The organism is Ventrimonas sp. (assembly GCF_048380235.1).
In the GTDB taxonomy this organism is placed as follows: domain Bacteria; phylum Bacillota; class Clostridia; order Lachnospirales; family Lachnospiraceae; genus Brotaphodocola.
Window position 1 is genome coordinate 87,324 of record NZ_DBFCCJ010000017.1, and the last position, 20,439, is coordinate 107,762.

Here is a 20,439-nt window from a genome sequence, read left to right on the forward strand (position 1 = left end):
TCCTTCGATTTCTTGCTATCGCATCCTAGGACACGCCTTTTACGGTCCAGTTATATGTTTCCCACGCCTGATTCAGATTGACCACTGCGGTTTCTTTCGCATCCAGCGCACTATAGTAATCCGCCACGCCCTGCTGGTAATCATTCTGGCTCAGCATGCCGGCCTGCTGTTTTTTCTGCAGGGATGCGTACGTGACAGACGCACTTTCATAGGCATCTTCCGCTCCTTCATACTGAAGCTTTGCAGCCTTTAACTGATCATACAGGCTCTGCATCTGGGAACGCACCGTTCCCTCGGCCTGACTTTCCTGATTGGATTTGACAGATATTTCTGTTGCGGTTCCCGCACTCTGGTGACGGGTATTCTGCACGCTGACGCTGTTGCCGATGGCCTGCTCCACATCCGTATTGAAATCCACAGCATCGATGACAGAAAGATCCGGAAGCGGCACGCTTCCGATGGTGATATCTGCACTGGTATCCAGGCCCAGGGCAGAAAGCAGGTTAAAGCGGGCATTTGCCGCCTGCTGCCGGTAGGATTCATACCGGTTTTTTGCGCTCTGCATGGTGTCGGAAGCCTCCATCACATCGGCTGCCGTGGCTATGCCTGCGCTCTGTTTCTTTAAAGCTGCCTGATAACTGCTCTGAGCTGCCTGATAGTTTTTCTCCTCGGCCTGAGTCTTAGTATTCATCTGGTTGTAGGTGCGCATCAGGCTCTGGGCCGTCAACACATAGCTGTCGATCGTCTTCTGGCGACTGGTGGTCTGGGTTTTGGATTCCTGGGATTCCAGCTGTTTGGTGATCTGGGAAATAGACATGTTCAGCATGGAAGCATTCATTTTGTAGGTCGCCTTTGCCTCCGCATCATCCTCATACTTTTCCTGCATAAACTTCATGTAATCCCGCTCGTCTTCCAGAGTCTTCAGCATGTTCTCATAGGTTTCCTTATTGCTGGTGTAATTGTCCAGGGCATTTTTTAGGTTCCGGTTATTCTGCACCAGCTGTTCCAGATTGTTATAATCCACAGATATCACAGAAGCATCCGCAGCAGTTTCCGCCATCACCGGAAACGCAGCGGACGGCAGCGCCAGACCGCCTGCCGCAAGAGAAAGCACCAGTGCGGTCCTGACACAGGCTGAACCAAATGCACCCATGCCGTGTTCTGTCTTTTTTCGCAAACTCCGCAGGCACATACGCTTCTGCGGCACCTTCCTGTCTGCCTGTTTTCTCATCACACTGCGCTCCTTTCCTTACTCTGCAGATGCCAGTCCGTTCACGGCCCAGTCATAATCATTCATGGCCTGTAACAGGGACAGTTTCTGGGTCTGGGTTGTCACCTGGGCGGTGGTATAAGAAGCCTTCTGGCTCTCATAGGTATTTTTTGTAATGGTTCCCGCTGCCAGCTTCGCGTCGGCAGACTTCATGGAAACCTCCTGCAGCGCCAGAGCCGACTGGGCCTGCTCATAGCTTGACTGGGCCAGAAGCAGGGAATCATAGGCAGATTTCACACTGTTGGAGATGGTCTCCCTCTGATTCTTTTCCGTCTCGCTCAGCTTCTCCTTTACGCTGTCTGTTCTGGCGTTGGTGAGTTGCTTTTTCGTCAGGCGGTAGGCGTAGCTGTTCTCCAGAGCTGTCTGGATATCTGCGTTCACATCAATGGCCGCGATCTTACTCTGGTCCGGCTCTGCAAGCTCCGCGATCTCCACATCCGCGCCGTAGCCCCAGCCTAACATCAGACACAAGCTCTCCTTTGTGGAGGCCAGATTGCTCTCGGCAGTCACCAGCGCTGCCTCCGCATTGGAGACGGACTCCTTTGCGCTTAAAACCTTGGACTGGGTAGACATACCCGCTGCCAGGCGGTTCTGCTCAGACTGGTACGAAAGCTTCGCCTGCTCAACGCGGGCCTTCTGGCCATCCAGGTTATAGTACTGGGTCCAGTAGGTGATCATAAGCCCCTGTGTCTGCTTGGCCAGCTTCGCCTCGGCCTGATCGTACTGGAGCCGCATGGTAGCCTGGTCATCGGTGTTTTCATCACCCTGCTCCATCAGGCTTTTGGCCTGCTGTTCATTGCGCAGTGCCGTTGCCACACCACTTCCGTAGTTGGCATCGTCTGAGTCCGGGTAGCTGATATTGGAATAAATCTCATTGGCCTTATCGTAATAATCCTGGGCCACATCATCCCGGTTCTTGGTCAGATAATCCTTGTAGCTGATCTCGTTCTGGACCACGGTCGGATTGTACTCATGAACCAGATCTGAAATCTCATCAAACTCCAGCTTATTGTCGCGGAGTGTCGCCCATTTTTCTGCTGAATAAGCAAATTCCGGGCTTCTCTGGGCAAATGCCTGAAATGGCATTGCCGTAATGGCGCCGGCGGCAAGCACTGCGCCTGCCAGCCGTTTTGCACGTTTCCGGATCATTTTTCATCTCCTCCTTAAATATCCAGAACCTTCAATTCCTTCCTGCCATTCATCAGAGCGTAATAAACCGGCAGGATAAACAGCGCTACCAGCACACCAACACTCAGTCCTCCGATATTTACCACTGCAAGGCCCTGCGTGGTGGAACCGCTGCTTCCGAAGGCCATCGCCATCGGCAGCATGGAAAGAATGGTGGTCAAACTTGTCATCATGATCGGACGCATACGGGTAGCACCGGCCTCGATCAGAGCCTTCCGAAGCGGCATCTCCATGCGGTACTGGTTGACCGTATCCACATAGAGGATACCATTGTTAACGACCGTACCAACCAGGATCAAAAATCCCAGAATGGAGGTCATGGACATGCTGACTCCGGTCAGCTTTAAGAGTCCGAAGGAACCAACCAGGCTGAACGGAATGGTCGTCATAACCATGAAGGAGAACTTCGGGGACTCGAACTGCGCAGCCATGACCACAAAGATCAGGAATACTGCCACCGCAATCGCGTTATACAGTCCGGAGAACTCCTCCTGCATCATACGGTCTCTGGAGTTGGTGCCGCGGACAATGGTTCCGGTCAGGTTCGGGCTGATAACCTCATTATCGATTTTGGTCTTCACAGCCGCACTGGAGCTGCTGTCCACATAATCTGCGGAAATCGTGATCTGGTAGGACTTATCCTCCTTCTCGATGGAAGACGGGCTGTCCTTATAATAAATTTCTGCCACATCGGACAGCGCCACATAACCGCCGGACGGCTTCTTTAAGATGATGCGCTCCAGCTGCGGCACGGTCCTATACTGATCCTCCGGATACTCGGCCTTGACGCTGATCTCCTGACCGTCCACCTTTAAGGTGGTAACCTCCTCACCGTCTAACATCTGTTTTATCATGGTTCCGATCTGGGCTGCAGTCAGTCCTTCCGCGGAAGCAGAAACCGGATCCACCTTGACAGCCACAACCGGCGCGGTATTCTCAATGCTGGAATGCACATTTTTTACATCGTCCCGGGCGATCAACTCATTTACAATCTCATTGCTGACCTCCTGCAGCTCATCGTACTGGGTTCCCTTTAAGATGGCCTCATAACCACGGCTCCGTCCCATCATGCTCATGGAGGTGGAGGCCTCTACCGTAATGGTGCAGTTTTCCAGATCCGCCATCTCATTTTCCCACTGGCTTACCACCTCATCGGTAGACATCTTCCGGTCATCCTTTAAGTAAGCGGTAATGGTTCCTTCATCGTTGTTGTAGCGCAGCATGTAGGATTCCACATCCTCATGGGCTGCCACAATGGATTCTGCCTCTGCCAGGATCGCGTCTGCCTGCTCTGTGATCAGGCCGGGCCGGGTCTCAATGCTGACGCTGACGGTACCGGTATCATCGGCCGTCATCAGCTCTGTCTGCATGCCGCTGGCCAGGAACACAGTAACCACGATAATGCCGACAGAAGCCAGCATGACGATGGCTTTGTGTTTTAAAAGAACCGGCATGATCTTCCGGTAAGCGTCCTGCAGGAAGGTCAGAGGACGGGTCGCCGGCGCAGAGGAACGCTCCTTCGGCTTGTACATCATATAGCACAGCGGCACAATGGCAATCGCGGAAAGCAGGGAGGCACACATACAGAATACGATGGTGTAGCCCATGGCTCCGAACATCTGGCCGCTCATACCGTTTAAGAATACCAGCGGGATAAATACAACACAGGTGGTTACCGTGGAGCCAAAGATGGAAGCTACCACGATGTTGGTTCCCTCCAGGGCTGCCTTCGCGTACCCCAGTGCCCCCTTATCCTGCTGCTTATCCATGGCCCTAAAGCAGCTCTCCAGCACAACAATGGAGTTATCGACCATCATGCCGACACCGAGGACCAGACCGCTCATGGTAATGATGTTCAGCGTAAATCCCGCCCGCGTCATAACGATCAGTGACATCAGGATAGAGGTCGGGATAGAGCTTCCGACGATCAGGGATGCCTTGAAATCTCCGAAAAACAGGAAAATGATGATCATGGAAATAACGACCGCCATCATCATAGTCTCTGCTACATCCTTTAAGGAGTCCTGAATGGAGTCTGCCTCATCTCTTGCTACGGTGATGGTCAGGTCATCATCATCATTCTGCAGGCTTTTGATGATCTTCTGCACCTGCTTGGACAAATCCATGGCAGTGCTGCTCTGCTGCTTGGTCAGGGAAATGGAGATGGTCTCCTCACCATTGTAACGGGAGACACCGCCCTTCTGCTCCTCTGCGTAGGAAACCACTGCGATATCTTCCAGGTAAACGATCTTGTTTCCGGATACCGTGATCGGCATTTCCAGAAGCTCATCCAGCGTGTCATGCTGCGTTAACGTAGACACGGATAAGTCCAGGTTGCCGGACTCTGCGCTTCCGGACGGATAGGACAGGTTGGCTGCCGACATGGCGGACTTGATATCGCTGATGCTCACATTGTACTGATCCATCATATCGGACATCAGTTCAATTTTGATATACTCAGAAGAACCACCCATCGTGGATACCTCTGCCACGGTGCTGAGCTTTTCCAGCTCCGGCACAATCTTCTGGTCTACATAGTCATAGAGATTTTCCTGGGACGGATTCGCAATGGTAAGCATCATGCTGGCCTGCGCATTGTTGTTCATCTCCATGACTGTCGGCTCTACATCGTCCGGCAGGTCACGGATGCTGTTTAAGCTCTTGGTTAAGTCGCTGTAGGCCTCATCCATATCGGTGTCGTAATCATACTCCAGCATGATCATGGAACGGCCCTCACTGGTGGTGGAGCTCATACTCTTCACTCCCTCCAGTGTGCTGACCTGATCCTCAATGAGCTGTGTTACCAGCTCATCCATATCCTCCGGGCTGGCGCCGGAATAGTTTGCCATAATGATCATCATCGGCTGATCCATATCCGGCATCTGCTCCAGTGTTGCGTTAAACACCGAAGAAATACCGAACACGATCAGGCATAAGAGCGCCATCAGCACAGTGACCGGACGCTTCAGTACAAATCTGGTAATTCCCATTTACGTCTGCCTCCTTACTGTGCTTTCGGTGCTGCGTTTCCGTTCTGTGCGCCGCCAGCTGCCGGTACGCCCTGCGGTGCCTTGCTGTCTGCACCCTGACCGTCACCTGCCGGGGTCTGACCGCCTGCACCCTGTGCATCACCTGCCGGGCTCTGACCGCCTGCAACCTGACCGTCACCTGCCGTATCTGCTGCCTCAGCATCGGATTTCAGGCGGATATCCGCGCCCTCATACAGATTGGAGCTCCAGGTGCTGACTACCATATCATCGGCCTTTATGCCGGAAAGGATCTGCGCGTTCTCGGAATCATAAAGACCAACCTCCACGGAAGCCATTTTTGCCTTGCCATCTTCATATAAGTAGACATAGCCCTTGCCGCCGCTGTAGTAGATGGCATCTACCGGAACCAGCATCACGTTCTCAGCGCGCCCGGTCACCAGCGTGATCTTCACGGTACTTCCGATCGCGATCTCATCACTGCTCTCCATATCCCCCTTTACCTTGAACAAGCCATTGCTCTCATCGACCATATTGCTGATCTCGGTGATGTTTCCGGTATAGGTATTTCCGTTTTTGGAAATCTCGAGCTCATCTCCGGTCTTTAAATTCTGTACCATACGCTGGGTCGCATAAAAGGTGATGCTGTTCTGACCCTCGCCCGCAATGACACAGAGCTGTGCAGACTGGTTGACGCGGTCATACACATCCACGTCCACACTCTCCACGCGGCCTGCGATCGGTGCGGTGATGGTGCTGTACTCCACCTGCTTATCGTACTGAAGCTTGGCAGATTCATACTGGAGCTGCGCGGATTTCAGACTATTCTGATACTGCTCGTACTCCTGGTCAGACAGATCTCCGCTGTCGTAAAGGATCTGCATTCTGCTTAAGTTGCTCTGGGCCTGGGACAGATTGACCTGGGCGGAATCCATGCTGTTCCTTGCAGACTCCACCTGCTCGGTGTTGATCTCCATCAGCACCTGTCCCTGGCTGACCATATCACCTGCTTTGACATTCACGGCAGTCACATCACCGCCGGCCTTGGCGTACACATACACCACATCGGCTGCCTCAACCGTACCGGTCAGGCTGGAGGTTACGGAAACATCTCCCGTAGTCGGATTTGCCGCATTCACCACCGTTACCGTGGATTCCTGCATCATGCCTCCGGGACCTCCCATGCCTCCGGGGCCTCCCTGACCGCCTTTTGTGCCCTTCCCTGTAAGGAAAAATGCTGCGCCTGCAAGAATGATCACTGCCGCGCCTGCTCCTGCCATGATTTTTTTCTTCTTATCCATCTTAAACTCCTTCACCTTCTATATTTCCTGTTACGTTACATGCGGCTGCCCCGCAGGATCACCACCAGCACGATCATGCCTGCCACCAGAAAGCTCCATCCGGCAATATAAACCAGATGCAGGCTTTCTGTGATGCGCACCGCAGAGATTCCTGTTTTCTCCAGAAAAGAGGCTGCCGCCAGAATCCAGACTCCGGGATGATACAGCAGCGTAAAGGTTTTAAAAAACTCGGACCGCTCTGCCTCAGGCCGGAACCGGAACATCCCGGCTGACATGCCAAGGCCTCCCACGAACAGATAACACAACGCGCTGAGCATGCCCTGCACCGGAAAGGTATCAAACAGTCTTTCTCCGGTCCCCAATAGCAAAAGCAGGACCAGACAGATGCCCGTATACCCAAACAGTTCCTTTTTTAATATTCCGTGATCCGGCGGTCTTGCTGAAGATTTCTGGTTCATAAGGCACTCCTTTCCGCACATATTCTGACATGCTACAAAGCTTAAATAAGAAATGTGAGAAAAGTGTGAGAAAATCCGCATAATTCTGTGAGGAAAGTTTCAGAAGCCGGGAAAAGATATGACATACTTGTTTGTGAAGAGTTCAGTTGCCTTGAATTTCACACGGACAGGGACACGATCAACTGGATTCTGAAAATTGAATACAGGAGGTCGTCACATGGAAAAACTACCCAAAAGAATCACGGAGAACGGCATAGATTATGTTCTCGCCGGTGACTACTATATCCCCGCTTTACGGCTGACGGAGGAATCCCGCCCTATCGGGCGCTGGGGACGGCTGCACAAAGCCTATCTGGAAGAAGCCCGCCCCGCCCTCTATTTAAGCCTTTTGCTTTCGGGAAATCTTTGGACGTATCTTGCTGACCTGAACGAACAGGCGCAGGAACGCTTGGAGCTAATTATCATACAGATGAAAGCTGCGGAGGGCGTGACGGAAGCATTAAAAGCCAGTGACCAGCTTGCATGGGTGCAGCACATGAACAGCATACGGAACCGGGCGGAGGAAATTATCTTATCGGAACTTGTGTACGGAAAGGAGCCGCTATGAAATACCGCATTGAGCGCATGGAAGGTCAGCATTGCCACTTTGTAAACGGCAGGACGGAGCTTCTCGCCTACTTGGAGCAGGCGCCGGCGGGGACGGTTACGGACATCCGCAAGGTTTACCAAAACGGCGTCACCGATTCCGTGATGGAAATATATCTGCCATATATCAGGGGCAGGAAATCCTTTTAACCATAAAATAAAAAATCTTCACATTGAAAGCCATTCACCGGTCAATCCGGCGGGTGGCTTTTTTATCGCCGCTTCCTGCCGCCGTTCCATGTGGGCGGGATAGGGCTGCCCTTCCCCCGCATACTCTGGAACTTCCTTGCGTGTTTGGATTTCCCCAGAATCCCTAAAAAAGAGGTAAATTCCTCAGAGGTTATCTTATCATAAGGGATTTCCATCTGGTCGCAGAATACCTGAATAAAGGCTTCTTCTCCGCTGGTTCCTGTCTGGATAAGCTGTGCAAACTTCCTCTGTATCTCCGCTACCGTGGGCTGCCGTTCATCGGCGGTTGTGGTGTCGCTTGTGTGCGCCGTCTGGATGTCCTTTACAATCCGGTCAAGGTCTTTGTGGACGATGTGGTTGAAATAATCGTCACTGTCCACCTGTGCCACTTCAAGGGTACGCATATAAAGGTCATCCTCCCCCGGCGCATAGGTTTCCATGACCGTCTGGCGGGCTGCTTCTAAGTCCATGTTGAGCTGGTTGACACGCATACCGGCGATGCGGTCAACGATGATAGTAATGTCTGTCAGGAGCCGTGGAAAATCCTCATGGGTGGCAATCTCGCAGAGCAGCCGGTTGTTGATTCTTCCGCTTTTTAAAAGCTCTATCATGCTGTCGTTTAAGTGCAGCGACTGGACTTCTATGTTCGGGATCTCCTTGTTTTCCGTCAGCCCCATCAGGTAATCGGCAGACACGCCGTAAAAATCAGCCAGCGTTGCAATGGCAAACGGGCTGATGTCCTTATAACCGTCTCCCTCGTATTTTGCAAGGGCAGACCGGGACAGTCCGGTTTCATTTGCAAGCTGCTCTAAGGTCAGGTGCTTGTCTACCACCCTTAAATCCTTTAGCCGTTCCGGTATGGATAGCTTCACATACATAAAAATCAATCCCCTTTCTTCTTTAAAATCCGCTGATACAAGGATTATACCACGATTTCCATAAGCGTGGAAATATCCGGTTTCTGCGGATTTTTCCATCGTCTTGGACATACGGGGAAAGCCGCTTTTTTTCGATAAGATGGAGAGGTCAGAAGGAACATTGAAAACAGAATGACCGGCTGCAAGCGGATATGGCTCTGGGGGAAGTGCCGCCATGACAGGAGCGCACCAACAGGGACGATACGCCGGGAGAGAACCTCCGGGCAGGAACGGCTTGCAGGAAAACGGCAAATGAAACTGGTTGACACAAAAGGGAATCCGGGAGACGGATGCCCTTTCACACCGGGGCAAAAGCCCCAGAAAGAATGAGGTGCAGAATGAAATTAAATATCAAAGAAAAGAAGGCGTTGTATGTGTTTGGCTGCCCCAGCCATAAAAACACGGTGACACGGTTTAAGCTGCTGGTTTCACTGACGGTTGACCCGGAAGCGAAGCACTGGCTTTTGGGGCTTACACGCAAAATTGAGCAGGAAGCCGGTGAAGAATGGTTCCCCGATTTTTACCGCCACCTCCGCATGGAAATGGACGGTTACTTCCGCTGCAAACGCTGCCTGCGGGTCGTGGAAGCCAGCACTGATTATGAGGAGGGAATGTATGAGGAAGCCGTCTAAGTATGAGAAGGAAACGATTGTGAATTTCAACGAAGCCGAACAGGAAGCCACCATTTATACATTCAATGCGGATTTAAAGCGGCGGCTGGCGGAGTTCTCCCAAAAATATCCGCTCCTGTGCCGCATGGAAAGAGCCACGCCGGAAGGAAGCGTGACCTATGTTCTGGATAAATCCCGTCTGTCCATCCGGCTGGTGCCGCCATACAGTGAAGAACGGCGGGCGGCGGCAAGGGCTTATGCAAAGGAACATGGCTTCCAGCCCGTAACAGTAGGAAAGAAAACAGCATGATTTGGGAGCGTTTTCGGTCAAAACAGCGGGTGTGGAACCGGCGTTTTTCCTGCGGGATGATTAGCCGGTATCAGACATCAGGAAAGCCCCGGACGGCGAAAATGCCCGTTCCGGGGGCATTTTCCGGGCTGTCATGCGGCGGCGGGTTAAGGGCGGCAAGCCCTTATCGGGTCAAGGGCGAAGCGCCTTGGCAGGTTGAGGGCGGCAGCCCCATCGGGTCAAGGGCGAAGCGCCTTGGCGGGTTGAGGGCGGCAAGCCCCATCGGGTCAAGGGTGAAACGCCTTGCCCAGCTAGAGTTGATGCTTGCGTCAACTCGTACTGGGTATTACCTGACGCAAAATCACTCAGGTTCGGCAGCTTCGCAGCCCTCCCCCTCACGGGGGAAATCTTCAAACAGGAAGGAGGATGCAAACTTGAAACTGACACGGCACAATGGGCGTTCCGGCAAGAACGGCACTTATAATCCCCGCCACAATGACCGGCGCTTCGATGTGGGAAACAGCGAGCATATTGATTCGGAACGGGCAAAGAAAAATATCTATTGGGACTGTTACCGGGGCTACACGACAGCCGGGAGCCGGGAGGATTCCTCCCAGCCGGATTGCAGCTTTGAACAGGTTGAGCGGATGTATTACACGGAGCATTATTCCGATTTTGTGGATGCCCAGAACGCAAGGAATGAAAAGACCCGGCACACGGAGCGCAACCGCACTGTGGGCGATTTGTTAAAGAACAGCAAGACCTGCCCGGAGGAAACCATCTACCAGATTGGGACGGTGGAGGAATCCGTCCCGCCAGAGGTGTTATTTCAGATTGTAAATGAATTTTACGGGGAGTTTGAGCGGCGTTTCGGCGCTCATGTCCATCTCCTCAACTGGGCGCTTCATCTGGATGAGGGTACGCCCCATATCCACGAACGCCATGTATTCGACTGCCAGAACCGGTACGGCGAATTATGTCCCCAGCAGGAAAAGGCGCTGGAGGAACTGGGGATTCCCCTGCCTGACCCGGATAAGCCAAAAGGCAAGCATAACAACCGCAAGCAGACCTTTGATTCCGTCTGCCGCACCATGCTCTTTGACATCAGCAGGCGGCATGGCGTCCATCTGGAGCAGGAGCCGTCCTATGGGGGACGGGAGTATCTGGAAAAGCAGGACTATATCCTGATGAAGCAGAAGGAAAAGCTGGCGGCGCAGGAGCAGAAGCTGGAAGAACTGACATTGAAAATTGAGGATGTGGAGACGCTTCTGGACGATGTTTCCGATGCCGCCTATGACAAGGCGGTGGAGGTCGTGGCGGATGCCGTCCGGCTGGAAACCCATAAGGAGGACATCCGGCTGGTGGAGGAATCGAAAAAGTGGGTTCTTTCCCCGGAACGGAAAGCCCCGCAAAAAGAGCGGGAATACGCCGCTGCCCGTCTGGATGGGGTGATTGGGAAAATAAAAAATACGATGCAGACCGCCTTTGCCAAAATCCAAAAAGCGCTTATGCAGCCGGAAACCAAACGGGCAGGCAAGGAAAGAATCAAGGAAAAAGCAAGGGAATCCATCCGGGAGCAGCTAAAAAAAGCGCAGGAGGAAATGGAAAGACGGGAAGATATGCGCCGCAGACCGGAACGGAAAAAGCCGGATATGGAACGGTAGGAGATTTTCCCCTTATGGAGATTGGAAGGAGGATTGCGTTTGGATGTATTTGAAGCGGTAAAGCAGGCTGTCACCACAAGGCAGGCTGCGGAGCATTATGGAATCCATGTAGGAAGGAACGGCATGGCGTGCTGCCCCTTCCACAAAGATAAAACGCCCAGCCTGAAAGCGGACAGACGCTTCCACTGCTTCGGCTGTCAGGCAGACGGCGATGTGATTGATTTTGCGGCAAGGCTCTTTGACCTGTCCGGCGTGGAAGCGGCAAAACGGCTGGCTGCGGATTTTGGAATCCCCTATGACAACCGGGGCAGACCTTCGCCAAAGCCTGTAAAACGGAGCATACCGGCGGAGCTTCGCTTCTTGCAGGCGGAGCAGAAATGCTTCCGGGTGCTTAGCGATTATTACCATCTGCTGGGGAGATGGAGAACGGAACACGCCCCCAAATCGCCGGGGGACGCATGGCACCCGCTGTTTGTAGAAGCCTTGCAGAAACAGGAGTATATAGGGTATCTGCTGGACACGCTGCTTACCGGCGGGGCGGAGGAAAAAGCCGATATTATCATCGGGCATGGGAAGGAGGTGGAACTGATTGGAAAAAGAATATCAGAGCTTACCGGCAGCCACAAGGAATGCACTGCAAGCCGCAGCCGACAGCCTTGTCGGTGACAAAACGGTATCCGAAGTCCGGGATATGCTGGAAGTGACCCAGAAGGGGCAGACTGCAAACACGCCGGGGAACTACCGGACAGTGTTCCTCCATGACCCGCTCTTAAAAGGGGCGTTCAGCAACAACTTACTGACCGATCAGGTGGATATTGTGAAGCCCCTCGGCTGGTATCGGGACGGGAACCGGCTGACGGATGTGGACATCCAGTATCTGGTTTTGTATCTGGAAGAACACTATGGACTGACATCGGAAAAGCGGATTGAAGGGGCAATCAAGGTCGCCGCCAATGAATACCGCTACCATCCCATCCGGGATTATTTAAACAGCCTTTCATGGGACGGGACAGAGCGGGTGCGCTTCGCTTTACACCGGTTCCTCGGCGCAGAGATAAGCGATTATAACTATGAGGTTCTCCTGCTGTTCATGCTGGGAGCTATCACACGGGTATTCAAGCCCGGCACAAAGTTTGAGGTCATGCTCTGTCTGGTGGGCGGTCAGGGAGCCGGAAAATCCACCTTTTTCCGGTTCCTTGCCGTCCGGGACGAGTGGTTCTCCGATGATTTACGCAGGCTCGATGATGATAATATCTACCGCAAGCTGCAAGGACACTGGATTATTGAAATGTCAGAAATGATTGCTACCGCAAACGCAAAGAGCATTGAGGACATCAAGGCTTTTTTAAGCCGCCAGAAGGAAACCTATAAGGCTCCTTATGAAGTCCATCCGAAAGACCATAAGCGCCAGTGCGTCTTTGCCGGTACTTCCAACACGCCGGATTTCCTGCCCCTTGACCGTACCGGCAACCGCCGGTTTCTGCCTGTTCTGGTGCAGGCGGAAACAGCAGAGGTTCACATTTTGGAGGATGAACCGGCTTCGAGGGCTTATGTCAGCCAGATGTGGGCGGAGGTCATGGAGGTGTACCGGCGGGGAGAAGGGAAGCTGAAACTAAGCGCAGGCATGGAACGGTATCTGAAAGAACATCAGAAATTATTCATGCCGGAGGACACGTTTGCCGCCCGGATTTTAAACTTCCTTGACGGATATGGAGGAAAGATGGTCTGCTCCCTGCAAATCTACTATGAAGGGCTGGGGCATCCGTCCTATGAGGAACCGAAACAGTATGAAATCCGGGACATCAATTCCGTGATGAAGAATTATGCGGCAGGCTGGAAAGCTTTTGAAAATCCCAGACATTTTCCTGCCCCTTACCACCGGCAGAAAGGATGGGAACGGGCAGCGCCTGACAACGGAGGTCAGGAAAAATCCGGTTTCCAGTTTTTACCGGAACAGGAAGCCGTCCAGCTTGGGCTGCCGGAGGAATGGCTGCAAGGGGAAAAGGCGTAGCCGGTTGTCAGCCGGTTGCCGCCCCCGTTGTCAGCCCCGTTGTCAGGGGGAGAGCCTGCAAACGGCTTATTTTAAGGATTTTTCCCTGCTGACAACGAAAGCAACGAAAAAATCAGAAAAAAAGAAATCAGGAAAGGAAACGGTATGCCGGGGATTGTGTACGGGGTTTTTAAACGCCCGTTGTCAGACTTCGTTGTCAGGCTCCCACCCAACCGGCAGACCGCACGCAGCACCCGGACGGCAACGCTCCGGGTTATTTTATGGAGGTAAATGCCTATGGCAGAAACAAAGCAGAGCAGCTATCCGGCAAAGGCGCCGGAACCGGAACGGAAGCGCAGGGGCGTCCGGTTCATCGTCTCCCGTGAGTTTGCAGGCAGCCAAACCATGCAGCAAGCCTTTGAGCAGCTTATTGAGCGGCAGACCTGTGAACGGTTTGAGGAATGGATGGGGCAAAAAGCCAGTTAAAAGGCTAAAATCCGGCGAAAAACAGTTGAAAGGACGGCGGGGGCATGGTACTATAATAGTATCGTGTCCCTGTTCGTAGAAGGAGAACACTATGAACAGGAATAAAAAAATAGTCAAAAAAGTAACCGCCCTCTATTGCAGGATTTCCCTTGACGATGGCAACGCAAACGAGAGCATGAGCATTTCCAACCAAAAGCTCCTGCTCAAAGATTATGCTGAAAAGAACGGTCTGCTCCCCTATGAATACTATGTGGACGATGGCTACACGGGGCGTAATTTCAACCGCCCTTCGTTTAAACGCATGATTGCCGACATCGAAGCCGGGAAGGTTGGCTGCGTCATTACCAAAGACCTTTCAAGGCTTGGCAGAAACTATATTGAAGCGGGCGGCTATATCGAAGTCTTTTTCCCAAAACACAATGTAAGATATATTGCCGTCACGGACGGCGTGGACAGCCTGACCCGTCAGGAAATGGACATCACGCCCTTTAAAAATATCCTGAATGATATGTATAGCCGGGATATTTCCAAAAAGGTGCTGGCTGGACGCATGACCCGCTCCCGTCAGGGAAAGTTTTGCGGAGGTCAGCCGCCCCTCGGTCTGATGCGTGATCCGGCTGACCGGGGGCATCTGGTGCTTGACCCTCAGACCGCCCCCACAATCCGAAAGATATATGACCTTGCTTTAAACGGCTGGGGCTGTATGCGGATTGCAAAGCAGCTCATGGAGGAAAAAATCCCTATCACACGGGTAAAAAGCAATACGGCTTGTGATGTCAATTATTATTCGTGGGGGAGCGCAAGAATCAGCCATATCCTGCGGAATCCTTTTTATAAGGGCGCACATCTGGTTTGCCGGACACACCAAAAAGGAATCCGCTCCGGCACTGTGGACACCATCCCCCGCAAGGATTGGGAGGTCATAGAGGACTGCCATGAAGCCATTGTAAGCCCGGAAGATTGGGAGAAGGTACAGGAACTGATTGACCGCCGCCCTCCTATCATGCAGGGGAACGCCTGCCCCTTTTACAACCTGTTCCACGGTATGGTTTACTGCGCTACCTGCGGCAAATCCATGCAGGCACGCTATGAAAAGGTCGGAAGGACAGGGAAGAACCGGTTTACCGGTAAGGAACGGGAACCGATTGACAAGGCGTATTATATCTGCCAGACCTATAACCGGCTGGGGAAGGATGCCTGCACCAGCCACAAGATAGAAGCAAGGGACTTGTATAACCTTGTGTTGAAGGATATTCAGGAATTGGCGGAAATGGCGCTGAAGGATGCAGACGCTTTCTACCGGCGGCTGTGCAGCCGCATGGAACGGAGGTATTTGTCGGACGCTTCCGAAATGGAGAAGGAACGGGAACGGCTGGAAAAGCGGAATCAGGAGATTGACGAAATGTTTTTAAATCTCTACACCGACAAGGCAAAAGGAATCCTGTCAGAACAGCGTTTTTTAAAGCTGACGGCGGCGATGGAAAAGGAGCAGGAGGAAAACCAGAGCCGCATAAAGGATTTATCCCTTCTCCTGCACCGTTCCAACGAACAGGAAAACGATGTACGAAGCTTTATCCGGGAAATCCGCCGGTACGCAGCGATTCAGGAACTGGATGAAACTGTCCTGAACCGCCTTATCAGCCGGATTCTGGTAGGCGAGATAAACAAGGTTGATGGCGAAAAGGTTCAGGAAGTCAAAATCATCTATAACTTTGTCGGGGAAATACCGGCGGCGCAATAATGACAGCAGCCCTTCTTCCATTCCGGGAGAAGGGTCTTTTTTTCGGGCATGGAAAAAGCCGGGGCTTTTATTCTCCGGCTTCCGGGATAAATTCCAGATGTTCCAACGCATAGCGCAGAGCCATGCACATAAGTTCATTGCGGGAGCGGTCGCTTTTAGCTGACAGTTTATCAAATTCCTCCTGCAATTCCCTGTCTATCCGAAGCGTCATCACTACGGATTTATCTTCCTTTCTGTCCGGCTTCTTCTGCCTTACCACAAACTTATCCGCCATGTTACACCTCCGTATTACAAATATGCAATCATTATAGACGATTTTTCTTGACTTTTATATATCACATGATAGAATACAAATATGTAATACAAAACTATAATACAAAACAAGGAGGATGGACAAATGAAAAGTGTACTGGAACAGCTTTATGACGGGGAAATCTACCCAGCCGAACAGGTCAATGTCAGGACGGAAGGATACCAGAAAATGCGCCGGGAGCATTACAGCCACTATGAGGATTTCATCGAACAGCTAAAAGCATTTAACCCGCCGCTTAGCGAACGCTTTATAGAGATTATGGACGAGCAGCTTGACGCACTCCCGCTTGAGACAGCAGAAACCTTTATTTTCGGTTTCCGGCTTGGGGCAAAGATTATATTGGAAGTGCTTGAGGACAGGTAAAAGAAATGAGGAAGGCAGCCGTGGGCGGGAAGCGGCTGCCTTTCCTGTCTGTAATAAAAAATATTTCAAAGCCGGGAGTAATGGATTCTTTATTCCGGTATAAATAATTCTTCCACTGTAACGTGTAATTCCCTTGCAAGATTCAATGTTACGATTTTTTTATAATCTCTTCCCGGATTGTTTTTAATTATCCAGAATCATTTTTTCATCAATCTTAGAAAAAATAAAAGGAATACTGTATTTATATTGTTTGCCGTTATCATAATCAGATAATGTCAGGGTAATTGTATCTTCTCTTATTTTTTCATCTTTAGGAACTGTATAAGTAAAAGACATAGCGGATAAATCGGATATTGTTCCATTTGCCGCAGAAACAGTATAATCCCAATTTTCTATGTCCGCAGTAATAATTACAGTTGTTTCTTTTTCTTTTCCCATTTCTAAAGTGGGTTTATCGATTTGCACTTTAAATGGCGAAGATGCCAATGTATCTTCAGTTATTTCAACAGTCTCGCTATTGTTTATGTTTTCTGTAGTTACTTTTGGTTCTTGAATAGATTCAGTGTTTTCTCCATTCGCGTTTGTATCTAAAGTATTTTGGGAACACGCACAAAAAAACAAGGAGCATAATGTCAATATTGCCACCGCTTTATTTACTTTCATATTCGTCCTCCTGAAATCAAATGTTTTTCAATCCTACAAAGATTTTACTTTATTGGAGCATATCTGGTTGTTGAAATAAGTTTAACATATCTATGAACAATCTACAACGTATTTCCTCTTACATGCGAAAAAACCGAATTTACCACTTGACAAGATAGCAAAGATGTTATAATCCCAGAAGAACGTAGAAGGGAGAAAGATTCATGCCGCACATTCTTATCACCGATGATGATCCGCACCTGCGCCGCCTGGTACGTACCTATGCAGAACTGGAAGGCTTCGAATGCACGGAGGCCGGAGACGGAGCTGCCGCGGTCACTGCTTTAAAGCAAAGTACCTTTGACCTGGTGCTTTTGGATGTCATGATGCCGGGACCGGACGGCTTTGAAACCCTCGAAGCCATCCGCGGCTTCAGCCAGGTACCTGTCATCATGCTGACTGCACGAAATGAAGAATATGATAAGTTAAACGGATTCCGGCTCGGCGTCGATGACTATGTTGCAAAGCCATTCAGTCCCAAAGAGCTGATGGCCCGCATCGGAGCCGTGCTGCGCCGCATCCAGGTCCATACATCAGCACCTGTCACAAAAGAGCTTGCCTTTGGCGGACTTTCCATTTTCCCGGATTCCCGGATCGTCACATTAGACGAAAAGAAGATCTCTCTGCCGCCCAAGGAATTTGACCTGCTCTACAAGCTGGCACAGAACGAACATATCGTCCTGAGCCGCGACAAACTGCTAGAGACCGTATGGGGGTACCGGTACTGCGGGGATGCCCGCACCGTAGACACACACATCAAGTCCCTGCGGGAACACATCGGCCCTTACCGGAAGCTGATCCAGACTGTATGGGGAGTGGGGTATAAATTTGAAAAAACAGATGAAAATTAGACTTTCTGCCCTGAAAAACCGGATGGTTTTCCGGCTCTGGGCCTTTATGATGATCCCGGTCATGTTCGGGATCGGCTTTATGTGGGTGGTACAGATTTTTCTGTTTGAACAGAATTACGCGAATGCCGCCGTTAACGAAGCTCTGAACCGGCTTTCCCCGGTCATGGAGGATTTGCGTACCCGCGATATCGGAGAGGATGAAAAGCTCTTATCCTTTATCAGCCACATCGGCGGAGAGCTTCTCCTGGTCTCTGAGGACGGCACCCTCATCAAAATGTACTCCTCCGGCCACCTGGTGCAGCCACAGGAATGGGAGCGTAAACTCAACGATCCGGAGATGACCCGCCAGAAGCCTGATTTCAGGGAGCTGCTGGCCGGCCGCCCCTACCGGCACATTGAGCGGATGCACGGAAAGATCATCGGCTATGAGCTTGGTTTCCCGGTCACCTGCAACGGAGAGCATAACTATCTGATCCTGCGCAACGCCCTGATGACCCGGGCCGTTTTAAACCTGAACCGTTCCCAGCTCATCATTCTGAGCATTCTTCTGACCGGCATCGCATCGGTACTGGCTGCAGTCCTGTCCAGACAGTTTTCCCGTCCCATCTTTCAGATCAAAAGTGCGGTGGACAAGCTGACCGAAAACGACTTTTCTATCGGCCCGGATCTGGAACGCCAGGACGAGCTCGGGCAGCTGTCCCAATCCGTCGGGCAGCTGCGGCTGGCCTTACAGCGGCTGGATATTCTGCGCCGGGAGGTCATCGCCAACGTCTCCCATGAGCTGCGCTCCCCGTTAGCTCTCATCACCGGCTATGCGGAGATGGTGCGGGACATCACCTGGAAAGATGACGAGCTGCGCAATGAAAATCTGAATCTCATCATCAGCGAGTCCAACCGCATGAGCGAGATGGTAAACGACATTCTCGACTATTCCCAGTTTTCCGCCGGCTACAGCAGCTTAAAGAAGGAATGGTGCGATTTACGGGATATCGTAACAGCTGAGCTGACCCGCTGCAGACAGGCAGCTGCCGAGCATGGCATCACGCTGACACTGCTGGTGACAGAGAAGACCTCTGATCAAAGGTCATCTGCTCCGGCTGATGATGCGCAATCCTCCTGGCCGTTTTTCTTTGAGATTGATGCCCTGAAAATGAGCCAGGTCATGCGCAACCTGCTAAACAATGCCATCAACCACACACCGGAAAATCAGGAAATCCGGATCTGTCTGACTCCGCAGCCGGCTGCGCGTTTTCAGGAGCTTGCCGGCGCACCAATCCTGACTGGCGATACAGCCTCCTTCACCGGCAACACATCGGCAAAAGCAGCCTTTTCAGTTTCCTGCTGCCTTGTCGAGGTCATCAATCCCGGCGAGCCGATTCCGGCGGAGAACCGCGCTATCATCTGGGAGCGCTACCAGCGCAGCCAGCACCAGAACGGGCGCAGGCTCGGAACCGGTATCGGCCTTTCCATCGTCAGCACGATCCTAAAGGCACATCAGATGCTGTACGGAGTGGACTGCCAAAATGGTTATAATGATTTCTGGTTTTTATGCCGTTGAATGATTTCTTTCATGAAACGGTCTGCCGCATCCACAGCCTCCGGTGTCCAGAACTCGGAACCGCCGTGGTCCGCGCCGTCCACCAGATACAGCGTTGCTTCTTTTCCGCATTCCTTTAACTTCTTATATAAACGCACACTCTGATAGGGACTCACCTTGCGGTCCTTCGTTCCGTGCATGATCCACACAGGCGGGAGCTTGGTCTCCGGGCGGATATAAGTCACAGCCGTTGCCCGGGCTGCAAGCTCCGGATGCTCTCTTAAGTTTGCGCCCATCTCCATGCCCTCCGGGCTGGTCTCCAGATGATGCTCCAATGTATCCGGGAAATCATCCATCTCCGTCATGCTTACCGCACCGTAGTAATCCAGGATTCCCATGACATCTGCAGATACTCCCGGATATACGGAGGCATCCAGCCAGGGTTCCTGATCCGCCAGAGCTGCAAACACGGCGGTATGGCCGCCTGAGGAACAGCCGCCCAGGAAAAAGTTTTCCCCGTCCAGATGGTAATCTGCCGCATGCAGTCGCATAAAGCGGACTGCATTTCTGGCATCCTGGATCGGTGCCGGGAAATGGGCAATTCCGGAATGACGATACTGCACCACAGCTACCACATATCCGCGAGCAGCCAGTCTCGCATAATGCGGACAGCTCTTATACACATCCTGTACGCCCCAGGCAGACCCCTGCACAAATACAAAACATGGATGAAGCTTTTCCGGTTCATTTCTGGTATACGGCTCCAGAATCTGAAGCACCAGTGTATGACCGTCCACTTCTGCATACGGAATATCATGCCAATGGTAAACTCCCGGCTCGTCTCCGGTGGTCGGGATATGGACTGCCCCTTCCACCTCTTCGGTCAGTCCCGGATATTCGTCATATTCCCACGCTTTTACTTCCATCTTTTTTATTC

Annotated in this window: 21 protein-coding genes; 12 read left to right on the top strand and 9 right to left on the bottom strand. The window is 51.8% G+C overall.

Annotation, left to right across the window (positions count from 1 at the left end; genetic code table 11):
- Nucleotides 1–25 precede the first annotated feature (25 nt).
- The 5 genes from ACMP1L_RS02760 to ACMP1L_RS02780 are packed head-to-tail and all read right to left on the bottom strand — an operon-like array spanning nucleotide 26 to nucleotide 7,204.
- Nucleotides 26–1,231, bottom strand: a complete 1,206-nt coding sequence (locus ACMP1L_RS02760) for a TolC family protein (RefSeq protein ID WP_418451951.1) — start codon at nucleotides 1,229–1,231, stop codon at nucleotides 26–28.
- Nucleotides 1,232–1,249: 18 nt separating this feature from the next.
- Nucleotides 1,250–2,419: a TolC family protein gene (locus ACMP1L_RS02765; protein ID WP_418451952.1), complete on the bottom strand. Its 1,170-nt coding sequence runs from the start codon at nucleotides 2,417–2,419 to the stop codon at nucleotides 1,250–1,252.
- Between the two features lie 14 nt (nucleotides 2,420–2,433).
- Complete coding sequence (locus ACMP1L_RS02770) at nucleotides 2,434–5,448, bottom strand: efflux RND transporter permease subunit (protein WP_418451953.1); 3,015 nt, start codon at nucleotides 5,446–5,448, stop codon at nucleotides 2,434–2,436.
- 14 nt (nucleotides 5,449–5,462) lie between these two features.
- Nucleotides 5,463–6,746, bottom strand: coding sequence for an efflux RND transporter periplasmic adaptor subunit (locus ACMP1L_RS02775; protein WP_418451954.1), 1,284 nt, complete (start codon nucleotides 6,744–6,746; stop codon nucleotides 5,463–5,465).
- A gap of 35 nt (nucleotides 6,747–6,781) precedes the next feature.
- Nucleotides 6,782–7,204 (bottom strand): hypothetical protein, encoded by a 423-nt coding sequence (locus ACMP1L_RS02780; RefSeq protein WP_177303397.1) that lies wholly within the window; start codon nucleotides 7,202–7,204, stop codon nucleotides 6,782–6,784.
- Between the two features lie 217 nt (nucleotides 7,205–7,421).
- Between ACMP1L_RS02780 and ACMP1L_RS02785 the strand changes: the two genes are divergently transcribed.
- Together ACMP1L_RS02785 and ACMP1L_RS02790 are read left to right on the top strand one after the other, a co-directional pair.
- Entirely contained in the window at nucleotides 7,422–7,811 is a 390-nt protein-coding gene (locus ACMP1L_RS02785; RefSeq protein ID WP_117553129.1) for a TnpV protein, read from the top strand.
- Nucleotides 7,808–7,999, top strand: a complete 192-nt coding sequence (locus ACMP1L_RS02790) for a hypothetical protein (RefSeq protein WP_117553128.1) — start codon at nucleotides 7,808–7,810, stop codon at nucleotides 7,997–7,999. Before ACMP1L_RS02785 ends, ACMP1L_RS02790 begins: the two co-directional genes overlap by 4 nt.
- A gap of 62 nt (nucleotides 8,000–8,061) precedes the next feature.
- Here the strand turns inward: ACMP1L_RS02790 and ACMP1L_RS02795 are convergent, their stop codons facing one another.
- Nucleotides 8,062–8,916 (bottom strand): helix-turn-helix domain-containing protein, encoded by an 855-nt coding sequence (locus tag ACMP1L_RS02795; protein WP_117553133.1) that lies wholly within the window; start codon nucleotides 8,914–8,916, stop codon nucleotides 8,062–8,064.
- Between the two features lie 377 nt (nucleotides 8,917–9,293).
- Here ACMP1L_RS02795 and ACMP1L_RS02800 point away from each other — a divergent pair, with 377 nt between their 5' ends.
- From ACMP1L_RS02800 to ACMP1L_RS02830, 7 genes are all read left to right on the top strand, one after another.
- Nucleotides 9,294–9,587: a hypothetical protein gene (locus ACMP1L_RS02800; protein ID WP_117553127.1), complete on the top strand. Its 294-nt coding sequence runs from the start codon at nucleotides 9,294–9,296 to the stop codon at nucleotides 9,585–9,587.
- Complete coding sequence (locus ACMP1L_RS02805) at nucleotides 9,571–9,876, top strand: molecular chaperone (RefSeq protein WP_117553126.1); 306 nt, start codon at nucleotides 9,571–9,573, stop codon at nucleotides 9,874–9,876. The genes ACMP1L_RS02800 and ACMP1L_RS02805 overlap by 17 nt, the downstream gene beginning before the upstream one ends.
- 413 nt (nucleotides 9,877–10,289) lie before the next feature.
- The gene (locus ACMP1L_RS02810; protein WP_117553125.1) at nucleotides 10,290–11,519 is read left to right on the top strand and encodes a plasmid recombination protein; all 1,230 of its coding nucleotides are present in this window, start codon (nucleotides 10,290–10,292) and stop codon (nucleotides 11,517–11,519) included.
- A 39-nt stretch (nucleotides 11,520–11,558) separates the two neighbouring features.
- Nucleotides 11,559–12,185: a CHC2 zinc finger domain-containing protein gene (locus tag ACMP1L_RS02815; RefSeq protein ID WP_199679559.1), complete on the top strand. Its 627-nt coding sequence runs from the start codon at nucleotides 11,559–11,561 to the stop codon at nucleotides 12,183–12,185.
- Between the two features lie 25 nt (nucleotides 12,186–12,210).
- On the top strand, nucleotides 12,211–13,530 hold the full coding sequence (locus ACMP1L_RS02820) for a virulence-associated E family protein (protein WP_165870734.1): 1,320 nt from the start codon (nucleotides 12,211–12,213) through the stop codon (nucleotides 13,528–13,530).
- Between the two features lie 270 nt (nucleotides 13,531–13,800).
- Nucleotides 13,801–13,995, top strand: a complete 195-nt coding sequence (locus ACMP1L_RS02825) for a hypothetical protein (RefSeq protein ID WP_173827424.1) — start codon at nucleotides 13,801–13,803, stop codon at nucleotides 13,993–13,995.
- Nucleotides 13,996–14,086: 91 nt separating this feature from the next.
- Nucleotides 14,087–15,736, top strand: coding sequence for a recombinase family protein (locus ACMP1L_RS02830; protein WP_117553123.1), 1,650 nt, complete (start codon nucleotides 14,087–14,089; stop codon nucleotides 15,734–15,736).
- Between the two features lie 67 nt (nucleotides 15,737–15,803).
- Here ACMP1L_RS02830 and ACMP1L_RS02835 read toward each other — a convergent pair whose 3' ends face one another.
- Nucleotides 15,804–16,010: a ribbon-helix-helix protein, CopG family gene (locus ACMP1L_RS02835; RefSeq protein WP_117553122.1), complete on the bottom strand. Its 207-nt coding sequence runs from the start codon at nucleotides 16,008–16,010 to the stop codon at nucleotides 15,804–15,806.
- A 123-nt stretch (nucleotides 16,011–16,133) separates the two neighbouring features.
- Here ACMP1L_RS02835 and ACMP1L_RS02840 point away from each other — a divergent pair, with 123 nt between their 5' ends.
- Entirely contained in the window at nucleotides 16,134–16,412 is a 279-nt protein-coding gene (locus ACMP1L_RS02840) for a DUF6809 family protein (protein ID WP_117553121.1), read from the top strand.
- Nucleotides 16,413–16,595: 183 nt separating this feature from the next.
- Here the strand turns inward: ACMP1L_RS02840 and ACMP1L_RS02845 are convergent, their stop codons facing one another.
- Entirely contained in the window at nucleotides 16,596–17,075 is a 480-nt protein-coding gene (locus ACMP1L_RS02845) for a murein transglycosylase (RefSeq protein WP_117553120.1), read from the bottom strand.
- 203 nt (nucleotides 17,076–17,278) lie between these two features.
- Between ACMP1L_RS02845 and ACMP1L_RS02850 the strand changes: the two genes are divergently transcribed.
- The gene (locus ACMP1L_RS02850) at nucleotides 17,279–17,965 is read left to right on the top strand and encodes a response regulator transcription factor (RefSeq protein ID WP_177303396.1); all 687 of its coding nucleotides are present in this window, start codon (nucleotides 17,279–17,281) and stop codon (nucleotides 17,963–17,965) included.
- Nucleotides 17,955–19,523, top strand: coding sequence for a sensor histidine kinase (locus ACMP1L_RS02855; protein WP_418451955.1), 1,569 nt, complete (start codon nucleotides 17,955–17,957; stop codon nucleotides 19,521–19,523). The genes ACMP1L_RS02850 and ACMP1L_RS02855 overlap by 11 nt, the downstream gene beginning before the upstream one ends.
- On the opposite strand, the gene ACMP1L_RS02860 is transcribed toward ACMP1L_RS02855, so the two are convergent.
- On the bottom strand, nucleotides 19,493–20,428 hold the full coding sequence (locus ACMP1L_RS02860) for an alpha/beta hydrolase fold domain-containing protein (RefSeq protein ID WP_418451956.1): 936 nt from the start codon (nucleotides 20,426–20,428) through the stop codon (nucleotides 19,493–19,495). The two genes, ACMP1L_RS02855 and ACMP1L_RS02860, sit on opposite strands and share 31 nt — an antisense overlap.
- Nucleotides 20,429–20,439: the final 11 nt, after the last annotated feature.